Consider the following 26,375-nt stretch of genomic DNA (forward strand, 5'->3'; position numbering starts at 1 on the left):
TAAATTATGTTTTTATCAGATGTTAGTTTAAAAAGACCTGTATTTATCACTGTAATAATTATTGCTTTACTGGCCTTAGGTGTGGTTAGTTATACAAGTTTACCTATGGATCAGCTTCCGGATGTTGACATGCCAACGGTATCTGTTAGGATAATTCAAAGCGGAGCAGCCCCAGATCAAATTGAATCAAAGATAACAAAAAAAGTAGAGGATGCAGTAGGGCAAATATCAGGAGTGAAGCATGTTACCTCAACTATAACAGAAGGAGTTTCAAGTACTACTATTTCCTTTGAACTAGAAAAGCCTTCAGCTGAGGCCATGCAGGAAGTAAAAGATAAGCTATCTAATATCCGTAATAGTCTGCCAAGAGATATTGATGATCCTGTAGTTTCAAAATTTGATGCCAGTGCATCAGCTATTTTTTCTTTTGCTGTTACTGGAACAATGTCTAACAGTGAGTTATCACAGATAGTAGATGATAATATTGCAAAAAAACTACAAACTATAAATGGTGTTGGAGCTGTTAACACTTTTGGTGAACAACAACGAGAAATCCATATAAAGCTGGATAAAGAAAAAATGAATTCCTTTAATATTACAGTTTCAGAACTTATCAATAGCTTAAGTGCTGATAACATTAATGTATCTAGTGGTAAGGTTTCTAGTGGAGACACACAAATAAGTTTAAAAACTGATTCGTCTATAAAGAAGGTTGAGGATTTTCTTAATGTTCTAGTTGTAAAACGTAATAATAGTGAAATTACACTTAAAGATATTGCAACAGTTGAAGATGGAAGTAAGGAAAAGAACAGCTTATCCTTCTATAATGGTAAGGAAGCAATTGGTATTGATGTTGTTAAGCAATCTAACTCAAATACAGTACAGGTAGCTGAGGATGTTAAAAAAGAAATTGAAACTATTAAAAAGAGCTTGCCATCAGGAGTTAGAATTGAACTTGTTGCTGATAACTCCACCTCTATAATAGATTCAGTTAAAGATGTTCAGCGCACAATGCTAGAAGGATGCATACTTGCAGTAATTGTAGTTTTCATATTTCTTAAGGATATTGCCAGCACCGCAATTAGTGCCATTGCTATCCCTGTATCTATAATTACTACCTTTGCAATAATGAAGTTTATGAATTTTACACTTAATACAGTTTCTTTAATGGCTTTATCTCTTGCTGTGGGATTACTTATTGACGATGCCATAGTTGTTATCGAAAATATTGTACGTCATCTTCGCATGGGAAAAAGTCCGATTCAAGCAGCAAAGGAGGGTACTTCGGAAATAGGACTTGCAGTTATAGCTACTACTCTTGCTATAGTAGCAGTATTTGTTCCTATTGCTATGATTAATGGTATGATAGGAAAGTTCCTTGTACAATTTGGAATGACTGTAGCTGCCAGTGTTTTAGTTTCCCTGTTTGTAGCCTTTACTTTGGTACCAATGCTTTCTTCAAAGCATTTAAGCAGTAAAGAAAAGGAGATACCTATAATAGGAAGGTTCCTGGAATGGTTTAATGAATCCTTTGATAAAATATCTAAGTCCTATTCTGAATTACTAAAATGGTCACTAGAACACAGAATTATAACTTTAATGATACCAATAGGATTACTAATAGTAAGTTTACTATTAGCTACACAATTGAAAACAGGATTTATTGCTGCAACTGACAATGGACAGATAGCAATATCAGCAAGTCTAGATTCAAGTTCTACCTTAAATAGTGCTTCAAAAGTCGGTAAGGATATGGAAGCTATTGTTAAGAAAAATAAGAATGTAAAATACATATATTCTACAGTTCAGTCTGATAAAGTTAACCTCACTGTAAAACTTTCAGATAAGAAAGATAGAAAAGAAGGTATTGATGAAATTATAGCAAAAATCCGTCAGGATTTAGTGAATGTCCCAGGAATTGAGTTATCAGTTACTTCCGCTGGCGGTTCTATGGGATCAGGTAAATTAGTTCAATATCATATTCAAGGTTCAGATTTTACGAAGCTGCAGGAATATGCTTTGAAGGCTCAGAAAGTAATGAAAAATACTCCTGGAGCTGTAGATGTAGGACTTACTTATAAGTCTGGAAAGCCAATAGTTAAATTGGAGGTGGATCGTGATAAAGCTCAAGATTTAGGAGTAAACCCCAATGCAGTTGCCAGTACATTAAATACTTTGTTTAACGGAACTGTAGTGAGCCAGTATGAAACTGAAAAGGATAGATACGATGTTCGTATGCAGCTTGAAGAAGGAGATAGGAAAAACTTTGATAGTTTACAGAGAATATATGTACTTAGCACAACCGGAAAAATGATTGCTATTGATCAAGTAACTAAAAAAGTCTTCACTACATCTTCATCTACCATTAATAGATATGATAAAGAAAGAGAAATCCAGTTAACAGCAAACTACGCCCACGTAGAACAGAGTGATTTTACTAAGGCATTTAATAATAAGCTGAAAAGTGAAGCTCCAACACCAAATGGTATAAAGCTAAGTGCTGGAGGAAGTCAGGATCAAATGGCAGAAAGTATGGGAGGATTGGCTACAGCACTCCTCATGGGAGTTCTATTTATATTCCTTGTAATTGCAGCTCAATTTGAAAGTTTTATAGATCCATTAGCTATTTTGCTTTCGTTACCACTAGCGATTATTGGTGCAATTTTAGGACTGCTTATTGGTAATAAAGAACTTGATATGATGTCTGCTATAGGTGTTATCATGCTTATGGGCTTGGTTACTAAAAATGCAATTTTGCTTATTGATTTTGCAAAACAAAACTACAGCAAAGGAATGAATCTAAAAGAAGCTCTAATTGATGCTGGTCATACACGTCTAAGACCAATTATTATGACTACTTTGGCAATGATTTTTGGTATGATTCCTACAGCAATAGCATCCGGTGCGGGCTCAGAACAACGTGCACCTATGGCCTTTGCAATTATTGGAGGATTGATAACATCTACATTGTTGACTCTATTATTTGTGCCGGTGGTGTACACCTATTTACATGATTTTAAGAAAGCATTTGACCAAAGGGTTAAAAAGAAAGATAATACCCTAAATACTTTTAGTTAAAACCGGAAAAAATTTGTAATAACTACAGATCCCCAAGACTCGGCTTTCGAATTTTTAGAAGATATTTTTACAAACAAAAAATCCGTTACCTATGGATATTCGGATGCCCCCTTTATTCAAGGGGGCATCTTTACTAAAATCAATATTTGGGTCTTTTCTTGTTTATTGCAAAATTAATTATTTCCTTATGGAACATATTAAACTACTGATTAATGCTATTCCACTGCAGATAAATGGCAAAATATAAAACCCAAACTTGGAAATTACAAAGCTTCCTAATATAGAACCAAGCGTAATTCCAATATATAATGCTGTGTTGTTTAAGGCAAGTGCCATTCCACGAGTTTCTGGAAAACTTTCTGCTAAACGAGCTTGATATGAAGTAAAGGAGGTATATCCAACAAGTGCCCACAAAAACAACAAAAAATAAACCAAAGTTTCTGATGAAAAGAAAATGCCTAATAGTACAAGGATGCCCATAAGCATGGCTGTACTGAATATTGATACCATTCTTGCACCAATTTTATCAGTAACTCTCCCACTGGATAAACTACCAATTACAGCCCCCATACCATAGGCAGTAATTGAAGTTGTAAGTTCATCTGAAGAAAAATGGTTATATAAAACCAATCCTGTTCCAAGAAATACATAAAGGGCATACATTGCAATGGCCCAAAAAGTAGTTGCACTAACTGCGAATATAATTTTTATTGGGCGGCCTTTTGTCAATTTTTCTGCTAAATGTGCTTTACTTGTTGATGCCCAAACTTTAAAGTTTAAAATTGATAGAAAAAAAGCAATTGCAGCTAGAGATATAAAAACAGAACGCCATCCAAGAAATTGTTCTAACAGAGTTCCGATAGGTGCTCCTGCCCATAAAGCCATAAGATGTCCAGATACTACTACAGAAAGCCATGTACCCCTACGTTCAGGTAATGCTATATCGCTAATAATTGCGTAGACTAACGGGGTTATAGAGGCAACAGATAAACCAGCAAAAATACGACTAATTATTAACATGGTGAAGGTAGAAGAAATAGCTGTTAAAAAATTGGATAAGCAAAAGGATAATAAACCGGAAACAATGAAAAGACGGCGGCCTTTGTGATCTGAAAGCCACCCAAAAAATGGCGCACTAATGGCATAAATAAGTGAAAACACGGTAACTATCCACCCTGCAGCAGCAGGAGTTATTTCATATTCTTTGGCTATAAATGGTAACAAAGGGGAGATAACAAATAAATCAGTGCCAATAATAAATAAGGTAAGCCACCCTGTAAGAAGATACATGGTCTCTTTTAGGTTAAAACACACATTCATCACCTTTAAGTAATATTACATTAGTTAGTTTATGAAAATGAAATATTTAAAGTGCCTGCATCTGATATAACCCCTTCACTATTTCGTATAAATTTACAAAAGCAAAGTAATCTTTTCAATGGATAATAGAATAATGAAATAAAAAGATTTATATGATATAATTGCCTTTAGGTTTAGTCGAAGTTGTAAATTTTCCGTAATACTTGCGATATGAACTTGGTAATAGTCTTTACTTTATATGAATTTGCTCCAGAGATTATAAATAATGAAATAATAAAATTGAGAGAAAACACTAATGAGAGTCATATAGAGATTTTTATTATAACATTGAGGAGAATATAGATGAATTTTATAGCTATAGATTTTGAGACTGCAAATGAAAAAAGAAACAGTGCATGCTCAATTGGTATTGTTGTTGTGAAAAATGGACATGTTGTAGAAAAAATACACCATTTAATAAGACCTAAGGAAATGAGATTCATGCCAATTAATATTGGAATTCATGGAATAAGACCAGCCATGGTTGAGAATGAACCAGGGTTTGATAAAGTATGGGAGAAAATTAAGCATTATTTTAATGAAAATTTAGTGATAGCACACAACGCTTCCTTTGATATATCCGTTTTAAGAAAGAGTGCAGAACTTTATGATATAGAACTGCCTAGTTTTAAATATATTTGCACAATGAAACTTGCTAGAAACTTTTATAAAGGAATTGAAAATGCAAAATTGAATACAGTGAATGATTTTTTAGGATATGAGTTTAAGCATCACGATGCACTGCAGGATGCTCTCGCCTGTAGTAACATATTGCTTAATATATCAGAAGAATTAAAGTGTGGGGATATTAATGAAATATCTAAATTAATAGGTGTAACTATTGGAATAGCAGACAGCAGTGGATATAAACCATCATCATCTAAAGGAAGTGGCATTAAAACATCTAATAGAATTTATGATCATAAAAAAGAAACTATATTTGAAAGGCTAGAAAAGGATCTATTTAGAAATGAAGTGGTTGTATTTACAGGAAGGTTAACTTCCATGTCTAGAGATGAAGCCATGAGATTAGTTAGAAGGCTTGGAGGGGCAACAGGAAGCTCTGTTACAAAAAAGACAACAATTCTAGTGACTAATATGAAAGATGTTAAAGATTTGCGTAGGGAAGAAATGAGTAATAAGCTTAAAAAGGCAACAGATTTAAATGCAGAAGGACAGAATATAAGGTTTTTAAATGAAGAAGAATTTTTAAATATGAGGAAGGGTTCTTGATATTTGTGCATAAAAAGGTTAATCCTTTCAAAAAATATTTAGAACGAAAGAAATATACATATAACATGTGTCATGAGGAAAGTATGGGAATTCCTAGGGAATAATATAAATAAAAAATGAAAAGAGAAGGTGTCAACTTGAGTAAAGTATATTTTATTAAAAATTCAGGATCCGATTACAGTAAGCTTGGAAAAGATGCTTTGGAACTTTTGAAGAGAATAGTATCAGAAACGGAGCATAGCTTTGAAAAAGAAGTGCCTATAAAAGTGCATTTCGGTGAAAAAGGAAACAAAACCTTTATTCCGGCAAAGTGCTACGATGAAATTATAAACTATCTAAAAGAAGAGGGAGTGTCCCCATCTTATATCGAAACTAATGTATTATATAGAGGATCAAGAACTACTACAGAGCTTCATATTGAGACAGCAAAATCCCATGGCTTTACACAGATTCCAATTATAATTGCAGACGGAGACATTGGAACAGAGTACGATGAAGTAGAAATAAATAAGGAATATATAAGCAAATGTAAAATAGGTAAGGGATATGGAAAATACAAACAATTTATTGTTATGAGCCATTTTAAAGGTCATGTTGCAGCGGGATTTGGTGGTGCTCTAAAACAGCTTGCTATGGGTTTTGCTGCTAGAGGAGGAAAGCTAGAGCAGCACTCTGGAATATCTCCTGTAGTAGATGCTGAAAAATGTATTTCCTGTGGTATTTGTGTGAATAAATGCAACTTTGGTGCCATCCAGAAGCCAGATACTGCGGTTATTGACGAAAGTAAATGCATTGGCTGCGCAGGGTGTATTGCTGTTTGCCCTGAAGGTGCAATTGAAAATACCTGGGGAGGATCTCATTTTCTTGAGAAACTTTCAGAGTATGCCTACGGAGCATCAAAAGACAAGGACATCATATATATTACCTTTGTTCACAATATCACCAAGGAGTGTGACTGCGCCGGAACAGCTATGAAACCAATTGCAGGTAATATTGGTATTCTTGCTGGAAAGGATCCTGTTGCCTTGGATACAGCATGTCTGGACTTAGTTCAGAAAAGCAGCGGAAAAAAGCTTTTTGAAAAAGGCAGGCAATCTCTTATGCATGCAGAAAAAATAGGACTGGGAATAATGGAGTATGAGCTTAATGAGGTAATAACTGAAAGCAATGAGTAATCTAGAAAGTAAGATTTAATGGATAATAAAAAAACTTATTTGAGGTCTCAGTACAAAAACTGAGGCCTTAAGTACATTATCTTTCTTCCTCCCAATTATATTATATCATATGAAATTTTTAAATAACAGGCTTATAATGTGCGCTTATTGTGTGTATTATAAGAGCAGACATTATTTCATAGAGAATTGTTTCAACTACACCTGGAAAAGAGGAAGGAGAATGTGTGTGAATTCATATGTGCTTAGCTTTCAGGAAATTGACAAAACAAAGATTTCCATGGTTGGGGGTAAAGGCTCCAACCTAGGGGAACTATCCAAGACTCCGGGGATATTAGTACCAGATGGTTTTTGTGTTACTACAGAAGCATATAAAAAGATAACTGGAAATAATCAGGAACTTAAAAGTTTATTAGATGAGTTATCCCGTCTTAGAGTGGAAGATAGGAAAAAAATTGGTGGAGTTAGCAGGAAAATTCGCATGGTCATCGAAAGAATATCTATTTCTGAAGATATAGAAGAAGAGATCATGGGTTATCTCACAAAGTTTGGTAAAAAAGATGCCTATGCAGTGCGATCTAGCGCAACTGCAGAGGATTTACCGACAGCCTCCTTTGCCGGCCAGCAAGATACGTATCTGAACATTATCGGAAGGGAGGCAATCCTAAAGCATATCAGTAAGTGCTGGGCATCGCTATTTACTGCGAGGGCAGTAACTTACCGCCTTAAAAATGGCTTCAACCACCGTAAAGTCCACCTGTCTGTAGTTGTTCAGAAGATGATCTTCCCAGAGGCAGCAGGAATTTTGTTTACTGCAGATCCCGTCACTTCTAATAGAAAGGTGTTATCCATTGATGCCAGCTTCGGACTTGGTGAAGCCTTGGTCTCCGGCCTAGTGAATGCTGATAACTATAAAGTCCGTGATGGTAAGGTTATTGATAAGAAGATATCTACCAAGAAGCTAGCTATTTATGCCTTAAAAGATGGCGGCACAAAAGAATATGAGATTGAGCCTGAGATACAGGATAAGCAAGTGCTGAGGTCTGAACAGATTTTGAGCCTCGCGCACATGGGCAGAAAGATCGAAGAACATTTCCGCTGCCCACAGGACATCGAATGGTGTTTGGCTGATGATACATTTTATATTGTCCAGAGCCGCCCAATCACTACTTTATACCCAATCCCTGAAGCAAATGACCATGAAAATCACGTTTATGTATCTGTAGGTCATCAACAGATGATGACAGACGCCATGAAACCATTGGGATTGTCTTTATGGCAGTTAACAGCAGCTAGACCTATGTCTAAAGCTGGTGGAAGGTTGTTTGTACTTGTCCACTTAGCACAACTAACGTTAAAGTGGCTTAAATCAAGGCTTCCATATATAACGGAGTTAATTCCTTTTAAAATTTCCTATAGAAAACCTATAAAAAATTTTTTCATTATAAAAGATACAATTACATTACCCATTAAATTATACCAATAAAAGTACCATTTAACTATATGATTTTTTCATAGAGTAAGCTAAAGATTTTTTAATATTTATTTCACAGGCAGAAACAACTTAGGACTTATTTTTATACAATAATGATATGTTAAATTTAAAAATATAAAAGGAGTGTATCAGTATGAATGGCAAAAAAGATGTTTTAGATAGTGGTCCTTTTTTTCATGGTACTAAAGCAGAACTAAAACTTGGAGATTTATTAAAACCACAACACTTATCAAATTACCAGGATAAAAAATCAAACTATATCTATTTTACTGGAACATTAAATGCTGCTAAATGGGGTGCTGAATTAGCGAAATCTAACTCAAAAGAAAGAATTTACATTATAGAACCATTAGGTGAATTTGAAAATGACCCGAACTTAACTGACAAAAGATTTCCTGGAAATCCAACACGTTCTTATAGGTCTAAATCTCCTTTGAAAATAATAGCTGAATTAGGTTCATGGGAAAGACATTCCGATGAAGAAATAAATCATATGCTTTCATCTTTAAAAAAGTTAAGTGAAGAAGGAAAAAATGTAATATACGATTAATCCATAAATATACAATTAACAACATTGCAAGGCTTCTTTTTATGTTGTAAAATCAACATTATTCTTCAGCATAGCCTAAAATAAAAGTGGAGAATAGGTGCATAATTTTTTGAATGAGAAAAGGTAAAGAAAAAGGGTAATGAGAATTAACCCATTACCCCTAAATTAATAACTATTTTATTACCTACTGTCCGTCAATGCCTGTGCTAGATAGTATATCAAGGTATTATATAAAAAGAGTTTTTATGACATACATTGACACTTATAAAAACATTGGAAATACTCATTCTAGAGGGGGATTAGGTCAATTTTGAAGGGGTAAAATTATGACTTTGCTAAATACAAATGCGTAAATTTTCCATGCATTCGTACCAAGGACATAAAAAGGAGAAATTTTAAACATCCTCGTTCCTAAGTAATAGTTCTACATTTGCATCACAAATCCGTGCTATCACTTCATCATAGTGAAACTTCATTATAACAAATGTATCATCATCATTTAACTAACCACCTTTTTTCTACTCTTTATTAGTACCCCACTAGAAATATTTTTTAATTATTTCGTCATTCAAATAATACCTTTTGGCAACCCCTTCTTTTTTATAAGGTTGTCCGTCACTAACAATTAAACCTAATTTCCTTAACTTAGGGACGGACTTCTTTCTGATTTGTTCTATAGATAGGTTTGTATATTCGGATAACTGTTGGTATGAAGGACAAGCATATTTTTTGCCATACTCATCCCTATACTTAGTATTTTGGTATATTCCAACTAATACACCTAATACCCTACTATCTGCCAAGGTTAGTCTATATTCTTTCTCTAAGTCTACACTCTCCATTGTGTAGAATTTTTCTCTAGCCATAATTTTACACCCCTTTATTTTAAGTTATACTTCGTAAGCTTCATTTTTAAGAAGCCTATACTTATCTAACAAGCAAAAGGGGAGGTATGGGACAGAGTACCTAGGTAGTGGTATTTTGTACACAGGGTAATGGTACAGAGTACCTAAAACTATGGTACTGAATACACACCTATATTAATACAAACCATTACCAATACTATTACTAATAACATTAATTTACCTACTAAAGTAGGAGATTACTTCGTTATAGATATATTAGATATTAAGGATTTAATCCGTTATATAGTAGATAAGGAATAAGAGTTTATAAAAAAGGGGACTAGACAGGGTGCCTTTTCCGTAAACTTGTCCCTGTACAGATGAGTAACGTACTATATTTTTTTATTTGCAGTTGTTCCATCCATTTACTCAACTCGGTAAATAACTATATAGAAGGTCTTGGAGGAAATCTAATTGGAATATAAAGGGACTAAACTAAATGAACCTGTTAAGCTATTCAGGGACGACGGAAGTTATTGTTTAATAGCTAAGCTATGTTAAAGATTGATGTTGAAAATCATATACATTACTTCTAGATAAAGTTATGCAATCCATGTATAATGAAGTTAGTTGGTACTTGTAAAATTATACGAAGTAACGTCTCTTTTGCATTGAGGTATATTATGAATGGTAATGAACTGAAAAAATGGGTAATTGAAAATAATATTAAACAAAGGACTATTGAAAGCTTTTGGCGATGCTTTGAAAAATATAAGGTAGAGAGTCCTGATGAATATGATGAATACTTTGGCTTATTTGATAAAGGTTCATTAACTATATGGACAGATAAGATAGCACTTAAAATTATGAATTGGGATACCTTTTATGAAGAATATAATGAAAACCACGAATTTATTGAAGCATACTTAAAGTTAGAATATAAAAACAAATATATTGGTTACTATAGTTTGCTTTTTAATTTTTCAGGGGAAACATTCGATGATTATTTTGTTTTAGAATGAGGGATTACTAATTAGGAATGTTGTTATCTTGTGTTACAAGTTTAAATTAAGACGAATAAATATATGTTTTGTGAGAAAAGAAAGGAAGGTACATATGTTATATTATGAAGATTTTTCAAAATGGGTAGATAGTAATTTGCAACAACTTCCGTCAGATGTGATTGCAGTTAACTTTAATTTGTATGAGGGTTCAAACCAAACATATGATATCCAATTAATTGGAACAGATACATTTGATGAAGAAGATGAGGATTGGGTGTGTGAAGAGATATTTACAACAGGAGAAGATGTATTTCTTATACCTCGAACTGATGATATTGAAAATTGGGAAGATGGTTTATCCTTTATAACAAAAATGATAGAAAAATATCTTCAAGACGGAAAACTTGCCAATGTACTTCAAGAACTACAAGGTGTTGGTGTTGGATTTGTAGATGGAGATATTGAAATTTTACATCAAGCAAAATAAATCTAACTAGTTCGTATTCTCATATGATGAACTAAAGAAGCCTTAACTAGATTTTTAAACAGCTTCAACCTATACAGGAATGTAGAAATAGCTTTGCTATCTAAATTAACAGATAGTAAGGCATTTTCTTTTTATTTACCCATCTTTCCGATAGCTTACATCATTAATCTCTCCGTTATTCTAGAGGTTTCTATTAGTATCTATATCCTAACGGATATTATTTCTTTTTCTAATAAAAACCCCCTTATAGTAATTTAACAAGTTATTTTACCTAAATGGGACAAAATACCCAAAACTATTTTTTAAGGCTTGTCTGATACGGAAAACATCTTTTTATAATCAACTTGCTTTTAATTTTTCCTATAGGTAGCTAGGGTATTTTAAATCTTAAGTCATATGGGAAGGGTATAAGTCCTTTAATTAACTTCAATCTTAAAAAGTTGAGTTAGCTAATACATAAAGGGAAGCCAATTAACGGAAAGTCTAAATGTAAAATCGTAAACTTTGTTGGCATTAAGTCCCAAATGTATAAGGGGAAATTTATTACCTACCCCCTACCTATTTGCATTTGGGTCATTATTGATATTCCTTATATGAGTTCATAAAAGTATACAATTACGGACTATTTAAAAACACAACATTTATCGTCCGTTAAAGTTGCTAAATAATATTGTGAACGTTCGTAATTATATATTGACTATTACGAACTATACTGTTATTATATGATTAATGAGTTTATTGTAAAGGAATGATATACAATGAAAAATAAAACATTTGCTTACATAAGAGTAAGTACACTTGAACAGAATACAGATAGACAAGTACAGGCTTTAAATGATTACTGTAAAGAGAACAATATTGTTATAAATGAACGTGATATTTACACCGACAAAGCAAGTGGAAAGGACTTTAACAGGGAAAACTACAAGGCTTTAAAGCTTAATTTAAGGGATGGAGATACTTTAATAATTAAAGAACTTGATAGACTTGGCAGAGATATGCAAAGGATAAAAGAAGAGTGGCACGAACTGTTAAAACAAGGGGTAAACATTATTGTAATTGATACCCCTATACTGAACACTACAAATAAGACAGATTTAGAAAAAAGCCTAATATCTAATATAGTGTTTGAACTATTGTCATATATGGCACAAAAGGAAAGAATTAAAATAAAACAAAGACAAGCAGAGGGAATAGCATCTGCAAAAGCAAAAGGTCTAAAGTTTGGTAGACCTTCGGTTGAGTATCCAAAAGAGTTTAGTAAGGTTTATGCTGAATGGAAGGAAGGAAGTATATCAGCCGTAAAAGCAATGGATATATTAAACCTTAAAAAGACAACCTTTTATAAATTAGTAAAAGACTATGAACAATAGGTTTGTAGTTCTTTTTTTATTGGGTTATATTTGTATATTCCCTCCGATTCCTTTACAGATTAGTTAAAACTTTATTATAATAAAGGCTTTCCTTAAGGGAAAATAAAACCCCCTTAGTCAATACACTTGTACCAAGGAGGTTACTAAATGTCATATATTAAATACTTTCTTAGGTAATACAGTTAATCTAAAATCCTCAATGCCATTTTCATCAGTTTCCCATCCCAAAAATACCTTGTCCAAGAGTAGTCTAAGCAATCGGTTTGCCTGTTCCTTATCCTCTATTAAAGGTAGTGTAGTTATAGGGAATGTACCCTTTGACGGAATGGATTTAAGGCTATTGATTCTACCTATTAATTCAAGCTTCTCTTGGTACTCATTAGATACCTTAGTTTTGTCTAGGGAATCAATTCTACTAGAAATTTCGGCTATGCTTTTATCTAAATCTTGTAATTGTACCCCTATATCATTTTTAATTTCTTCAAATTCAACTCTATTGATTTCTCCGTCTAATCTCATTTCCTTGGCATTGGATAACCTCTTAGTCAGCTTGGTTTTCTTCTTCTCTAAATCCTGTATTTGTGATTCAAATATTTCCGTTGTATCTATAACAGGGGTATTTAATACCTTCTGCCATTCTTCCCTTAACATTAATTCTATATAATCTATTTGGGAGTAGAAATCATTCATTATTTTGTCTGCTTTAATACCTTTGTTCTTGCCACAGGTACAATTTCTTACCATCAAAGAAGGATGATTAGTATTCCTATTAGACATTTGAAAGAATAGCTTATTTCCACACTCATCGCAATACAGGATGTCTTTTAATATGTTTAGTACCTTCCCCCTGAATCTGCCTCTTTTACCCCCTTCTAAAGTATTCCTACTTTTCAAACCTTCTTGTACCTTTATAAAATCATCCTTGGAGATTATTGGTTCAAATGCGTCCTCTACTCTTAAATCTTTATAGATTATAGTCCCTGTGTACCCTTCATTGGTACAAATACAATGTACGGACTTGGCAGGTTTATCCACCATTTCAGCAATGTGTTTAGTACCATATCCGTTTAATGCTAGGTTAAATATCTCTTTTACTGTTTCAGCATACTGATTAGGGACAAAGGTTCTTTTACCATCTATTTTTACAGCATCATAGCCAAAAGGGGGACGTGCATTAACATTCTCTTTACGTAGGGTCTTGTCTACCTTGCCAGCTAACATTATTTTTACAATGTGTTTGTATTCCTCTTCTGCCAAAATAGCTTGAAATTTTAGTACCATAATATCACTCATATTATACTGTTTGTCGGGTGTGATTATTGGAATATTAAGCTTTTCAATTTTTTCATATACTTCTGCGGCGATTTTTAACCTTCTTGCAATTCTATAAACATCTACAACAACTAAAGCATCATACAAATGTAATGTATCAAGCATTTGGGTTAAAGCTACTCTGTCCTCCATATCTGCATGACCACTTATAACTTCTTCGAATATAGTATAGTTATAATTTCTTTCATTGCATAGTCTCGTTAATCTTTCTCTATGGCTTTGTAACGTGTCTTCCGTTTCTTGCTTTTCCCTTGATATCCTTAAATAAATGGCAACGTGCTTAATCTCATTCATTTTTTTAATCTCCTTCTTATTTTAAATTTTTATTGCTATAATCTATTTAACAAGTCAAGTCTGATAAATGGGACATTATATTTAAATGTGCTAAAGGGATATGTTTGTTGATGTGACACAAATGCTTGCTTCACCTGACATCAGAAAAGTGTTATTAAATAACATGGGGCAACACGATCCTCTCATGAAAGACTCACTTATGACCATAATAGAGGGAGATTTTATAAAATCTTTACCGAATGATAAGAAAGAGCAGAGCTCTGGTAACAGCAATAAGGTTAAGTCTCCTGTAGATCCTCAAGCACAAATCAAAAACAGTCCGTCAATCGTTTTTGATTTGATTGAGAAAAGTCAAAGATCCATAGAAGAGTTAAAACAAAACATCCAAGGGAAATCAGGAACAGATTTAATAGATTTTATACTAGAAGATATTCAAGAGTTAAAGAGGATTTTATTTGACCCACAAAGTTCAGCAGTATTTATGGCTGCTATAAATGCTTCATATTGGATTAATGAAAAAATGAATAAGTGGTTAGGTGAAAAGAACGCAGCAGATATACTTTCTCAATCTGTACCAAACAATATTACTTCGGAAATGGGTCTGGAACTATTGGATGTGGCAGATGTAATTCGTCCTTATCCAGAAGTAATCGATTATTTACAACATGTAAAAGATGACAAGTTTTTGGATGAACTGGTTAAGTTTAATGGTGGTAAGGAAATCCAAGACGCTATCTATTCTTATATTGACAAATACGGAATGCGATGCAGCGGAGAGATTGATATTACTAGACCTCGCTTCAGCGAAAAACCAACTACACTTATACCCATGATTCTAAATAATATCAAAAATTTTGAGCCTAATGCTAGACATCAAAAATTTGAGCAAGGGCGACAGGAAGCTTTGAAGAAAGAACATGAGTTATTAGAAGGATTGAAGCAATTACCGGATGGTGAAGAAAAAGCCAAAGAGACAAAAGGAATGATTGACTTAATCCGGAATTTTATTGGGTTTAGGGAATATCCAAAATACGGCATGATTAGTCGTTACTTTATTTATAGGCAGACTCTACTGAAAGAAGCGGAGAGACTGGTAAAAGCAAAGGTTATTCATGAAAAAGAAGATATATATTACCTCACCTTTGAAGAACTTCGCCAAGTGATAGGCACAAATAAACTGGATTATGATACCATCAGCAAAAGAAAGGAAGAGTACAAATTATTTAAAAAACTAACTCCTCCACGTGTTATAACCTCTGAGGGTGAAATACCCGCAGGTAAGTACAAAGGAGAAAATCTCCCAGTAGGCGCTATTGCAGGTCTACCTGTTTCTTCTGGAAGTTTTGAGGGAAGGGCACGTGTCATCTTAGACATAGAAGATGCTAATCTAGAAGATGGAGATATATTAGTCACCTCTTTTACTGACCCTAGCTGGACACCATTGTTTGTATCCATAAAAGGCCTAGTAACCGAAGTTGGCGGATTGATGACCCATGGAGCAGTTATCGCACGTGAATATGGCTTACCAGCAGTTGTGGGAGTAGAAAATGCTACTAAACTGATAAAAGACGGACAGCGAATTCGGGTGAATGGAACAGCAGGGTATGTAGAAATCCTATAATGAGGGAATTAATAAAACATTTGTGGAAACTACACAAGCTAAATGCACAAGTAAATTTGCTTAAAATATTAAGAATGGATGATGTCTATGCCTGTAAATTCTTTTGGAAATTATCCAATGAGTTGGAAACCAAAATTGACCGACAGTAATCAAACGTTATACCTGGCCATTGCAGTAAGGCTGGCTGTTACAGCTCCATCTAGCGATGAAGAATTAAAAAAGGCACTTAAAATTCTAAAAGGAATATTATCAAATCTCTAATTATGGCCCATACAGAAAACAAAATTGGGTTGCGCACAATTATAGTATTGAGTGCAACTTTTTTCTTTGTTAAAAGTCCTCGGAAATGATGAAAACTATAATAGTAAAATCCTGTAGTTGTACATTAATTATTTTATGTTTCCTATATATGTTTCCTATAAATGATATATAATTGAAAAGGGAAATAAGGACATTTAGAAGGAGTGCATTAGATGCTAGTTAAAATTACAAATGGCTGCGTTGCTTTTGGCACAAATACAATATTATCTAATATTGATTTTCAAATAAACGCAGGGGAAAAGGTTGCTTTAGTTGGACGAAATGGATGCGGAAAGACAACTCTTCTTAAGTTGATTTCCGGTGAATATGAGCTTTCAAAGCTTGATAATGGTGAAACATCCTCTATTAGTACAGCGAGAAATATAACTATCGGTTATCTTAAGCAGATTACCTTTGAGGATGAAACTATTACGCTTGAGGATGAAGTGAAAAAAGCCTACAAAGAAATATCAGATATAGAAGTTAGGATGGAAAAACTTCTTAGTGAGATGGAGAGTGACTCAAATAGTTCTGCAGTTAAGAAATACTCAGAATTACAGGAAAGATATAATCTGCTTGGAGGATATACCTATAAGAAAGAATATGAGGTTGCTATTAAGCAGTTTGGATTTACTGATGAAGATAAGGCAAAGGCTCTTTCAGAGTTTTCTGGAGGACAGCGCACTAAAATTGCCTTTATCAAGCTTTTGCTCAGTAAGCCGGATTTATTGGTATTGGATGAACCTACTAATCATCTTGATATTAATGCTATTGAATGGCTTGAAGAATATTTAAAGGAATATAAAAAGGCAGTTCTTATAGTTGCCCATGACAGGGAATTTTTAGATAAAATTGCGAGCTCAGTTTATGAGATTGAGCGAGGAAAAATTACAAGATATACTGGAAATTACTCCGCATTTGCTGAAAAGAAGCGTCTTGAATGGCAAATTCAGCAAAAGAAACATATTGAACAGCAAAAGGAAATTGCCCATTTAAGCGGACTTGTTGAGCGTTTTCGTTATAAAGCTACCAAAGCGGCTATGGCACAATCTAAAATAAAACAGCTTGATCGTATGGATATTGTGGAAGCTTCTGAGGTGGCAGATACAAAGGGCTTTTTTGCGGATTTTGAACCTGAGTACCAAAGTGTTCAGTTGGTATTGAGAGCAAAAGATTTGGAAATAGGCTATAGTAAAACACTTTCAACAGTTTCACTCAATATAACCCGCGGTGAAAAAATTGGGATTATAGGCGGCAATGGATTAGGTAAATCTACATTCTTAAAAACCATTGTTGGCGCTATTCCTAAGCTCGGTGGTACATATTCCGTTGGGGATAAGGTTAAAATCGGATATTTTGACCAGCATATGGCACAGTATAAAAGTGATAAAACTGTACTGGATGAATATTGGGATGAGTTTCCTGATTTAACTCAGACAGAGGTTCGCAGTGCTCTTGGAGCTTTTCTTTTTACACAGGAGGATGTATTTAAACCGGTTAATGCTCTTTCTGGTGGAGAAAAGGTACGTTTAGAATTGTGTAAAATATTAAAGCGCAGACCAAACTTTCTGATCCTTGATGAGCCTACAAATCATATGGATATAATAGGCAAGGAAACATTGGAGAAAATGCTTAAAGACTATACCGGCACGCTAATTTTCGTTTCTCATGATAGATATTTTGTGAAACAGATTGCTTCGTCAGTTCTGGTATTTGATAAGGGTAATGTTGGCTACTACCCTTTCGGATATGAAGATTATTTGGAAAAGGCAGCAAAGAAACTTGTTGATAAAGAAACAACTGTAGTTAAAGAGAAGAGTCAAAAGAAAAAGTTTACAACACCTGGTAAGGAAAAGGCTAAAATAGAGACAAGGGTAAAAAAACTTGAAATATTACTTGAGAAATGTGATGAAAAAATTGCAAAACTTCAAGAAGAGCTTCAATCACAAGAGGTTATTTCCGATTATGTAAGACTAACGGAGCTTCAAGAGGAACTTATGGCACAAGAAGAGATCAATATGGGCTATTTAGAAGAATGGGGCGAATTGCAGGATAGGTTAACAGAAGATAGTTTTGGATTTAGATCATAATTGCGTTATGGCTAATGTTACAGTGTAATATGCCGAAAGCAGACTTTAGAGGAGCACGTGGATATGCTATTGATATTAAAAACAATAACTTAGAAGGAGCGAAATTTTCTTATCCTGAAGTTGTTAGTTTATTAAGCTCAATAGACATTATTATTGATTAAGCTGTATCACAAAGGAAAGGATTGATTGTTATGGAAAAAGCAATATATGTAATTACTGGTGTAATGGCAGCAGGCAAGTCTACTGTTGCTGAAGCCTTATCAAAAAAATTAGAAAAGTGTGTTCATCTTCACGGAGATGTTTTTAGGAAGATGATTGTAAGCGGTAGAGAGGAAATGAGTGACAATCCAAGTGAAGAAGCCTTAAACCAGCTTAATATTAGGTATCGTATTACTGCGAATGTAGCAAAAGAGTATTATGATAATGGCTTTACTGTTGTTGTACAAGACAATTATCTAGGGGATAAACTTACGTATTTTACCGAACTTCTAAGGAACTACCAAGTTTACGTTATAGTGTTATGCCCTAGTATAAAGACTATAGAACAACGTGAAAAAAATAGAGGAAAGAAAGGATACATTGGTTTTACAGTTGATAGCTTATATGGGAGTTTTATGGAAAGCACGCCTAGAATAGGACTTTGGCTAGATACTTCTAATATGTCACCGGAGGAAACAGTTAACGAAATTATAAGAAGGGCTGATAAGGAAGGAAAATATAGATAAATCTACGATTATTCTAGATTTGTTATCAGTATGCTGGATGGTTCAGAAATTGAATAAGCTTTTATGATTGACCAGCTGAGGTGCTCTTTTACCTTAGCTGGTTTTTTGTGATTTATTCTAATACATCAGATAAAGGCTTCGAGCTAAAATAATCCAGTTCTTGATTAACGCTGTGAATATCATAAATTTTTTTCTCAAGGCAAAATTAGAGCAACAAATAAAATACATATCTCAAGGAAAAGCAGCAAAACTAAAATATAAACATTGTGGTATAAGAAGTGTTTAAAATTATTCATACATAGGTGTTGACTAAGATAGTCAATGGTGTTATATTTAAATTGACCATTTTAGTCAAAAACCACATGTTTTTTATTTAGAAAGAAGGTGAACAGTATTTTTACAAAGTTTTTTAGCTTAAAACCTGAGAAACAACAGCGAATATTAAATGCAGCAATAAAGGAATTCGCAAAAAAAGGATATAAAAATACAGCGACAGATGAGATTGTAAAGGAAGCTAATATCTCGAAAGGAGCATTATTTCACTATTTTAATAGTAAAAAGGGCCTGTTCATATTTTTATATGACTATACTTTAGAGATTCTTATGAATGAGTTTTTCGGAAAAATAGATTTGGATGAAAAAGATATCTTAAAAAGATTGCAGCAGGTTTTACTAACTCAATTTATGCTAGTTAATAAATATCCTGATATGCTTGACTTTGTTAAGACTGCTAATTTTGAAGACTCTGATGAAGTAAAAAATGATATGGAGTTAAGGAATAAAGAATACCTAATAGATGCCTATAGTAAAGTACTAAATAATTTTGATACTTCCAAATTTAAAGAGAATATTGACATAAAAAGAGCTGTAGATGTTATTGTTTGGACCATGGAAGGTTTTGTATCCAAAGAGAAGGAAAAGATAAAGGATCACTCTATAACTAATCTTAATTTTGATGAAATATTATCGGAAGTGAATATCTATTTTGAACTGTTAAAAAGTAGTTTTTATAAGTAAAGAAAAAGGAGATAATTGATATGCCAAATATGGTCAAAAGCTTTAAAGATTTGACTCCTGAGCTTCAGGCGTTTGCAGGAGGAAAAGGTGGCAGCCTAGCTAGAATGTATCAGGACGGGTATCCTGTTCCTGATGGTTTTGTTGTTTTACCGTCAGCTTTTCAGGAGCAAAAGCTTAATGATGAAGCCTGGAACGAGATAAGGGTTTATCTGAATACCATTAGAAAAAATCATGAGGGAGCGTTGTTTGCAGTAAGGTCATCCGCTTTAAGTGAAGATTCAGCACAGGCTTCCTTTGCAGGAGAGTTTGAAACTGTTCTTAATGTTAAAACAGATAAAGAGATATGGGAAGCAATCTATACAGTTTTTAGATCAAGAGAATCAGATAGAGTAAAGGCATACAGCACTATTCAAGGTATGGAACAGTCTCACCAGATTGCCGTAGTGATTATGCTTATGGTTCAGTCTGAAATTTCGGGAGTATTGTTTACTGCTGATCCTATTACAGGCAGCCACACAAGTATGGCAGGTAATTTTGTATATGGATTGGGAGAGCAGCTTGTATCAGGGGAGGCCAATGCATATCCTTTTAAATTGATGAGACCAAAAGGAAAATATGAAGGCCCCAATGACTTTATGAAGTATGCCTCAGAATTATATAAACATGCTGCTAAACTTGTGAAGGAGTTGGGATGCCAACAGGATATTGAATGGGCTGTTGCAAGAGGGAAAGTATATATTCTTCAAGCAAGGCCTATTACAACACTGAACACAGGTAATCTGGACACCTATGAATTGAATGACACTTTGGACGGAGACTTCCTCTGGACTAATACCAATGTAGGTGAGGCTATGGCGGATGTTTTTACTCCCTTAAGTTGGTCTGTAATAAGAGCCCTTGATGAGGAGCAAATGGTAGTTCCCGGATATTATTTATTTTCCGGTAATATATGCGGAAGAATGTACTCCAATGTAAATCTGGCATTATCCATATATCCTGCCTTCGGTAAGGATTATAAGCCTGTGCTTAAAAAAATGAATGATATATTTGGACAGATGCCAGAAGGAATGAATATTCCTATCTATCCATATTCAGGGTTAGGATTAATAAAAGCAATGATACCAGGAATAATGAATACCTTAAAAAAATCTAAAGAAGTTGCTAAGGCAATGCCGAATTATCTTAAGGACACACCAAACTGGTGTAGAATAATGAAAGAACGTATTGAAAGAATAGAGACTAGTAAAGAATTACTGTCCCTTTGGAAGGGGGAACTTTGGCCTTACAACTGTAAGGCGTTGTGGGTTGGTCGTTTTGCTCCTCGAAAAAAATTGATGGGATTATTTAAGTTAAATGAAGAGCTTCCAAAGCTTTTAGGAAAGGAAGATGCAAATACACTGTTATCGAATTTAAGAGGAAGTTCTGAACTTGAAAGTCTTGGTCCAGTTGTGGGGATATCCAAGATTATTAAAGGGGAATTAAGCAGAGAGGAATACTTGATGAAGTACGGCCATAGAGGTCCCCATGAGTTTGAGATATCCATACCTGACCCTTCAGAAGATAAAGCTTGGCTTGAAAAACAGATAGAGGAATTTAAAAAGTCCAATGTAGATGCTGAAGGACTTCTAAAGAAGCAGCATACCCAATATGAAAAAACTTTAAAGAAACTTGAAGAGTATTTCCCAGGAAAAGCCAAAAAGATTAGCAAGCAAATTGCAGATGCTTCTGAAGGTAGCTATTTAAGGGAAGCTGCTCGTTCGGAATGGACAAGAGTATTCAGGGTTAACCGTGCTTTTGCGCTTAAAGCAGGAAATCTCACAGGAATTGGAGAGGATGTATTTTTCCTCTACCTAGATGAAGTTTTGAATTTGCTTTCTGGAGACAAATCGGCATTGAAGCATATTCCTGCTAGACGCAAAACTTATGAAAAATATAAAGCACTACCTCCATTGCCATCAATTATCCGTGGAAGATTTGATCCATTTAAGTGGTCAGAGGATCCAAAGAGAAGAGTAGATTATTATGATCCTGATTTAAAAATTGTTAATGTACCTGATTCTGAAACACTGAAAGGTTTTGCCGGAGCAGCAGGCAGAGTAGAAGGAGTTGTGCGTGTTTTGACTAATCCAGAGGAAGGTGAAAACCTTAAGTCCGGTGAAATATTAGTAGCATCAACCACTAATGTAGGATGGACCCCACTTTTTCCTAAAGCTGCAGCAATCATTACCGACATAGGAGCACCTCTGTCCCATGCCGCCATTGTAGCCAGAGAACTTGGTATTCCTGCTGTTGTTGGATGCGGCAATGCTACTACACGACTTAAGACAGGAGATAGAGTACTTGTTAAGGGTGGACAAGGTGTTGTGCATATCTTGGTTTGAACAGCAGCTGGTGTCTCTAGTTCTGATTAAGCATAAAACAGCTTATGGAGATAGTGGATATCATGGATGTATAAAGAAGGTTTAGTAAAAATAACATTGACAGTTAGGTTAAAAGTAATATATATTATAAGAGATAGATTTCAAAGAAGAGAGGTATTTTTGTGAGTGTCTAGTATCTAAAATAGTTAACTTAATATTAATTCCAAAAAAATAAAGGATAGTATGCCTTTTATTTGCTATGGAATTAATTTGTACTATTGAAGATACAAGTCCACGAATTTACTTTAAAGAGGTAATTAAAATTACCTTTATTAATTGTTGAATTTTAAGCTGTGGAGGTATCCATGGCTTTTTTTATTATACAAAAAATAGAAATCTATCGAGATTTCGTTGACTTGTAGTGTAATAAAAGAAAGCAAGGAAGGGTTATTAATATGAATAAAGAAACATTAGAAAAATTACATTACTATGAGTTAAAAGAAATAGTAAAAGGATACTGCGTTAGTGGATTAGGAAGAATATTAATTGATAAATTAGAGCCAAGTAGCAATATGAAAATTGTAAATCAAAGACTAAATGAAACATCAGAAGGAAGAGCATTAATAGATGCTTCTTATCATGTACCATTAAAGGGAATCTTTAATGTACTGCCTCTTATTGATAAGATTGAAAAGGGAGCATCCTTAGATGCAGCTGATTTAACTATGATGTCAAACTTTTTAAGTGGGTGCAGGAAAGTGAAACTATTCATAAAGGATAAAGAGGGATATGCACCTACACTAAGTGCCTATGGGGGAAATATTTCTGATTTAAGCTACATTGAAGATGAAATAAACATTTCAATTAAAGGAAGCATAGTTGACTCAAATGCTAGTAAAGAATTAAAGAAAATAAGAAGATATATTGATATATGTGAAGGTAAGATAAAGGAAAGATTAGACAAATTCCTTAGAAGCAATGAAAATAAAGAATATATTCAAGAATTCTTCATTAGCCAGCGTGATGGGAAATATACGATTCCTATTAAGGCAGCATATAAAAATCAAGTTCAAGGAACAGTTGTTGAAGCATCTTCAAAGGGAAGTACTGTTTTTATAGAGCCAAACACTATATTAAAGTATACAAATGAACTAAATGTATTAAAGGCAGAAGAAGCCGTTGAAGAATATAGAATATTAGCTACTTTAACAGATATGCTTTTTCAGAGAATAAGGGATTTAAAGATGAATATTGAGGTTATATCCGAGTACGATATGATTTTAGCAAAGGCTAAATACAGCAAAGAAATAGATGGAATTAAGCCCAAGTTAAATGACTATGGATATATTAAGATAATTAAAGCAAAATATCCTTTAATTAAGAACAGCGTGCCTTTAGATTTTGAAATTGCTAAAAGCTACAGGGGACTAATAATAACAGGACCAAATGCAGGTGGAAAGACTATAGTGTTAAAGACAATTGGATTACTCACATTAGCAGCACAGTCTGGGTTTCATATTGAAGCAACAGAAGGTACAGAGCTTTCCGTATTTAACAATGTATTTGTTGATATAGGAGATAATCAAAGCGTTGAAAATGCTTTAAGTACATTTTCATCACATGTAAAAAATCTAGCAGAAATAGTAAGAAAAAGCACAAATTCAACATTATTATTGTTTGATGAAATTGGCAGCGGAACAGAGCCTAATGAAGGATCAGCTTTGGCTATTGCAATACTAGAAGAACTATATCACAAGGGATGTATAACTATAGCAACTACTCATTATGGAGAAATAAAAAACTTTTCAAAAGAACACCCTGATTTTGAAAATGCAGCTATGGAATTTGAGAAGGAAAGCCTTGAACCGCTATATAAGCTTAGTATAGGAAAAGTAGGAGCTAGTAATGCACTATACATTTCTAAAAAGATGGGATTATATGACTCAATTATAAGTAGAGCAAGAGAATATATGGATACTAAAAATTATAATTATAATTTAATAAAGGATAGTAAAAAGGCTAAAAGTAAAGAGGAGCAGGAAGCTGAGAATTTATATGAATACTCTGTAGGAGATAAGGTTATTCTTTTAGAAAATGATGAATCAGCCATTGTATATAAGGAAAGGGACAGATTAAATAATGTAACAGTTCTATATAACAATGAATTTATTGAAGTTAATTATAAGAGAATAAAACTAGAATTAAAGGCAAGTGATCTTTACCCAGAGGGTTATGATTTAAATCAATTATTTGTAAGCTATAGGGAAAGAAAATTAGAAAGAGATATTGAGAGAGGATCTAAAAAAGCATTGAAAAAAATAAGAAAAGAAAGCTTAAAATAAAGATACAAATATAAATAGAAGTGGAGAATAGATTAAAGAATTTTTATAGTAGATTATTGAACACCAATGGTACAGATTCCATATATCACGTCAAATAGCCAGTTAAGGTGAGTAATTTTCACTCTGACTGGCCTTTTTATTGTAAAATTGTTTTTGTACTTTTTTAGAAAAAACTATTGACTTGGAGTGAACTCCAAGGAGTAGAGTAGTAATGCGGGATGTAAAAGTAACAGCTGAAGATATGGCAAAGATAAGTTTACTTTTGGAGAAATATCCCAATATCCCACCCCGTTACAGTTGAAATGAAAATAAATTTGTAAAAGCAATAAGAAAGGAAGTAATTAAATGAATAATTTTACTTATGATATCCCTGTTAAAGTATATTTTGGTGAAAACCAGCTTGGAAATCTTGGCGAGGAACTAAAGAAGTACGGTAAGCGGGTTTTACTTACATATGGTGGAGGTTCTATTAAGAAAATTGGATTATATGACAAAATTGTAGCTGAGATAAAAAATGCAGGACTTGAATTGTTCGAGCTTTCAGGTATTGAACCAAATCCTCGTATTACATCTGTTAATGAAGGTGCAAAAATCTGTAAAAAAGAGAAAATCGATGTATTACTGGCTGTAGGTGGAGGTTCTACCATAGATGCTACAAAGTTTATTGGAGCAGGAGCTTACTATGATGGAGATGCATGGGACATTCTTACGGGAAAAACGCCTGTTACCAATTGCCTGCCTATCATTACAGTACTTACACTGTCTGCTACTGGATCGGAAATGGATGCAGGTGGCGTTATCAGTAATTTAGACACAAAGGATAAAATTGGTTACATACATCCTATGTTGCTTCCAAAAGTATCTTTCCTTGACCCAACAAATACTTATACAGTTAGTCCATATCAGACTGCATGTGGTGCAGTAGATATAATGTCTCATATTATAGAAGTGTATTTTAACATGAATCAAGATTTGTATATGTTAGACACTGCGGCAGAAGGTTTTATGAAAACTGTAATCAAATATGCCCCAATAGCAATGAAAGAGCCAGAAAACTATGAAGCTCGTGCAAACCTCATGTGGACCTCATCCTGGGCGATTAATGGTTTTATAAACGGTGGCAAGAGACAGGCATGGAGCTGTCATCCAATGGAGCATGAGCTGTCAGCATATTATGATATAACCCATGGTCTAGGGCTTGCTATTTTGACACCACGCTGGATGGAATATACACTGGATGAAACAACAGTATCAAAATTCTATCAGTTCGGATGCAATGTATTTGGTATTGATAAGGATATGGAACCAATGGCTGTTGCAAAGAAGAGCATTGCGATGTTATCTGACTTCTTCTTCAATACACTTGGTTTAAAGAGTACTTTCACAGAAATAGGAATTGATCAAGATAACTTTAGCATAATGGCTAAGAAGGCTTGCGGAGGTAGTGTTCTACCTGGATTCAAAGCTTTGAAGCAGCAGGATATTGAAAATATCTTTAAGATGTGTCTATAAAAACCTAGTTTATTAATTGTAACGCACTTGCATTAAAAGCAGGTGCGTTGTTTCAAAGCAAGAATATTCAAAGAGATACTAGCTAGGAGGAGTTAGCCCTAGCTAAATCTTTGTTATAAATCTATAATAGAAGAGTGTAGTTAAATTTCATGGGAATCGTATAAAATTACTTTTTACTTGGAGCTG

At 33.9% G+C, this 26,375-nt stretch carries 18 protein-coding genes and 2 pseudogenes; 17 read left to right on the top strand and 3 right to left on the bottom strand.

Annotated features, from left to right (window positions below; translation table 11 throughout):
• The first annotated feature begins 6 nt into the window (after positions 1-6).
• The gene (locus tag N4T77_RS01605) at positions 7-3,078 is read left to right on the top strand and encodes an efflux RND transporter permease subunit (protein WP_261669960.1); all 3,072 of its coding nucleotides are present in this window, start codon (positions 7-9) and stop codon (positions 3,076-3,078) included.
• A 177-nt stretch (positions 3,079-3,255) separates the two neighbouring features.
• Here the strand turns inward: N4T77_RS01605 and N4T77_RS01610 are convergent, their stop codons facing one another.
• Positions 3,256-4,392, bottom strand: coding sequence for an MFS transporter (locus tag N4T77_RS01610; RefSeq protein ID WP_396125074.1), 1,137 nt, complete (start codon positions 4,390-4,392; stop codon positions 3,256-3,258).
• A gap of 348 nt (positions 4,393-4,740) precedes the next feature.
• On the opposite strand from N4T77_RS01610, the gene N4T77_RS01615 reads away from it, so the two are divergent.
• From N4T77_RS01615 to arr, 4 genes and pseudogenes are all read left to right on the top strand, one after another.
• Positions 4,741-5,670, top strand: a complete 930-nt coding sequence (locus N4T77_RS01615) for an exonuclease domain-containing protein (RefSeq protein ID WP_261669962.1) — start codon at positions 4,741-4,743, stop codon at positions 5,668-5,670.
• 137 nt (positions 5,671-5,807) lie between these two features.
• On the top strand, positions 5,808-6,845 hold the full coding sequence (locus tag N4T77_RS01620) for a DUF362 domain-containing protein (RefSeq protein WP_261669963.1): 1,038 nt from the start codon (positions 5,808-5,810) through the stop codon (positions 6,843-6,845).
• Positions 6,846-7,071: 226 nt separating this feature from the next.
• Positions 7,072-8,172 (top strand): annotated as a pseudogene (locus N4T77_RS01625) (PEP/pyruvate-binding domain-containing protein); the annotation flags it as partial.
• A gap of 298 nt (positions 8,173-8,470) precedes the next feature.
• Complete coding sequence (gene arr / locus N4T77_RS01630) at positions 8,471-8,887, top strand: NAD(+)--rifampin ADP-ribosyltransferase (protein ID WP_261669964.1); 417 nt, start codon at positions 8,471-8,473, stop codon at positions 8,885-8,887.
• 539 nt (positions 8,888-9,426) lie between these two features.
• Here arr and N4T77_RS01635 read toward each other — a convergent pair.
• Positions 9,427-9,753, bottom strand: a complete 327-nt coding sequence (locus N4T77_RS01635; protein WP_261669965.1) for a hypothetical protein — start codon at positions 9,751-9,753, stop codon at positions 9,427-9,429.
• A gap of 662 nt (positions 9,754-10,415) precedes the next feature.
• Here N4T77_RS01635 and N4T77_RS01640 point away from each other — a divergent pair.
• The 3 genes from N4T77_RS01640 to N4T77_RS01650 all read left to right on the top strand — a co-directional run bounded on the left by N4T77_RS01640 (position 10,416) and on the right by N4T77_RS01650 (position 12,596).
• A complete protein-coding gene (locus tag N4T77_RS01640; protein ID WP_261669966.1) occupies positions 10,416-10,754 on the top strand; it encodes a hypothetical protein in 339 nt (112 codons plus the stop codon).
• A 94-nt stretch (positions 10,755-10,848) separates the two neighbouring features.
• The gene (locus tag N4T77_RS01645; protein WP_261669967.1) at positions 10,849-11,223 is read left to right on the top strand and encodes a hypothetical protein; all 375 of its coding nucleotides are present in this window, start codon (positions 10,849-10,851) and stop codon (positions 11,221-11,223) included.
• Positions 11,224-11,981: 758 nt separating this feature from the next.
• A complete protein-coding gene (locus N4T77_RS01650) occupies positions 11,982-12,596 on the top strand; it encodes a recombinase family protein (RefSeq protein ID WP_261669968.1) in 615 nt (204 codons plus the stop codon).
• A gap of 150 nt (positions 12,597-12,746) precedes the next feature.
• On the opposite strand, the gene N4T77_RS01655 is transcribed toward N4T77_RS01650, so the two are convergent.
• The gene (locus N4T77_RS01655; RefSeq protein ID WP_261669969.1) at positions 12,747-14,222 is read right to left on the bottom strand and encodes a recombinase family protein; all 1,476 of its coding nucleotides are present in this window, start codon (positions 14,220-14,222) and stop codon (positions 12,747-12,749) included.
• 100 nt (positions 14,223-14,322) lie between these two features.
• Between N4T77_RS01655 and N4T77_RS01660 the strand changes: the two are divergent.
• The 9 genes and pseudogenes from N4T77_RS01660 to N4T77_RS01700 form a co-directional block, all read left to right on the top strand.
• Positions 14,323-15,843, top strand: a pseudogene (locus N4T77_RS01660) (phosphoenolpyruvate synthase); the annotation flags it as partial.
• A gap of 117 nt (positions 15,844-15,960) precedes the next feature.
• Complete coding sequence (locus N4T77_RS01665) at positions 15,961-16,104, top strand: hypothetical protein (RefSeq protein WP_261669970.1); 144 nt, start codon at positions 15,961-15,963, stop codon at positions 16,102-16,104.
• A gap of 212 nt (positions 16,105-16,316) precedes the next feature.
• Positions 16,317-18,233: an ABC-F family ATP-binding cassette domain-containing protein gene (locus tag N4T77_RS01670; protein ID WP_261669971.1), complete on the top strand. Its 1,917-nt coding sequence runs from the start codon at positions 16,317-16,319 to the stop codon at positions 18,231-18,233.
• Positions 18,234-18,262: 29 nt separating this feature from the next.
• Positions 18,263-18,394 (top strand): hypothetical protein, encoded by a 132-nt coding sequence (locus N4T77_RS01675; RefSeq protein ID WP_261669972.1) that lies wholly within the window; start codon positions 18,263-18,265, stop codon positions 18,392-18,394.
• A gap of 30 nt (positions 18,395-18,424) precedes the next feature.
• Complete coding sequence (locus tag N4T77_RS01680; protein WP_261669973.1) at positions 18,425-18,958, top strand: AAA family ATPase; 534 nt, start codon at positions 18,425-18,427, stop codon at positions 18,956-18,958.
• A gap of 384 nt (positions 18,959-19,342) precedes the next feature.
• The gene (locus N4T77_RS01685) at positions 19,343-19,975 is read left to right on the top strand and encodes a TetR/AcrR family transcriptional regulator (protein WP_261669974.1); all 633 of its coding nucleotides are present in this window, start codon (positions 19,343-19,345) and stop codon (positions 19,973-19,975) included.
• A gap of 20 nt (positions 19,976-19,995) precedes the next feature.
• Positions 19,996-22,356 (top strand): PEP/pyruvate-binding domain-containing protein, encoded by a 2,361-nt coding sequence (locus tag N4T77_RS01690; protein ID WP_261669975.1) that lies wholly within the window; start codon positions 19,996-19,998, stop codon positions 22,354-22,356.
• Positions 22,357-22,790: 434 nt separating this feature from the next.
• Complete coding sequence (locus N4T77_RS01695; protein WP_261669976.1) at positions 22,791-24,677, top strand: endonuclease MutS2; 1,887 nt, start codon at positions 22,791-22,793, stop codon at positions 24,675-24,677.
• Positions 24,678-25,022: 345 nt separating this feature from the next.
• Positions 25,023-26,189: an iron-containing alcohol dehydrogenase gene (locus N4T77_RS01700; protein ID WP_261669977.1), complete on the top strand. Its 1,167-nt coding sequence runs from the start codon at positions 25,023-25,025 to the stop codon at positions 26,187-26,189.
• Positions 26,190-26,375: the final 186 nt, after the last annotated feature.

Origin of the sequence: Clostridium sp. CX1, assembly GCF_025398335.1 — a bacterium.
Taxonomy (GTDB): domain Bacteria; phylum Bacillota; class Clostridia; order Clostridiales; family Clostridiaceae; genus Clostridium_AM; species Clostridium_AM tanneri.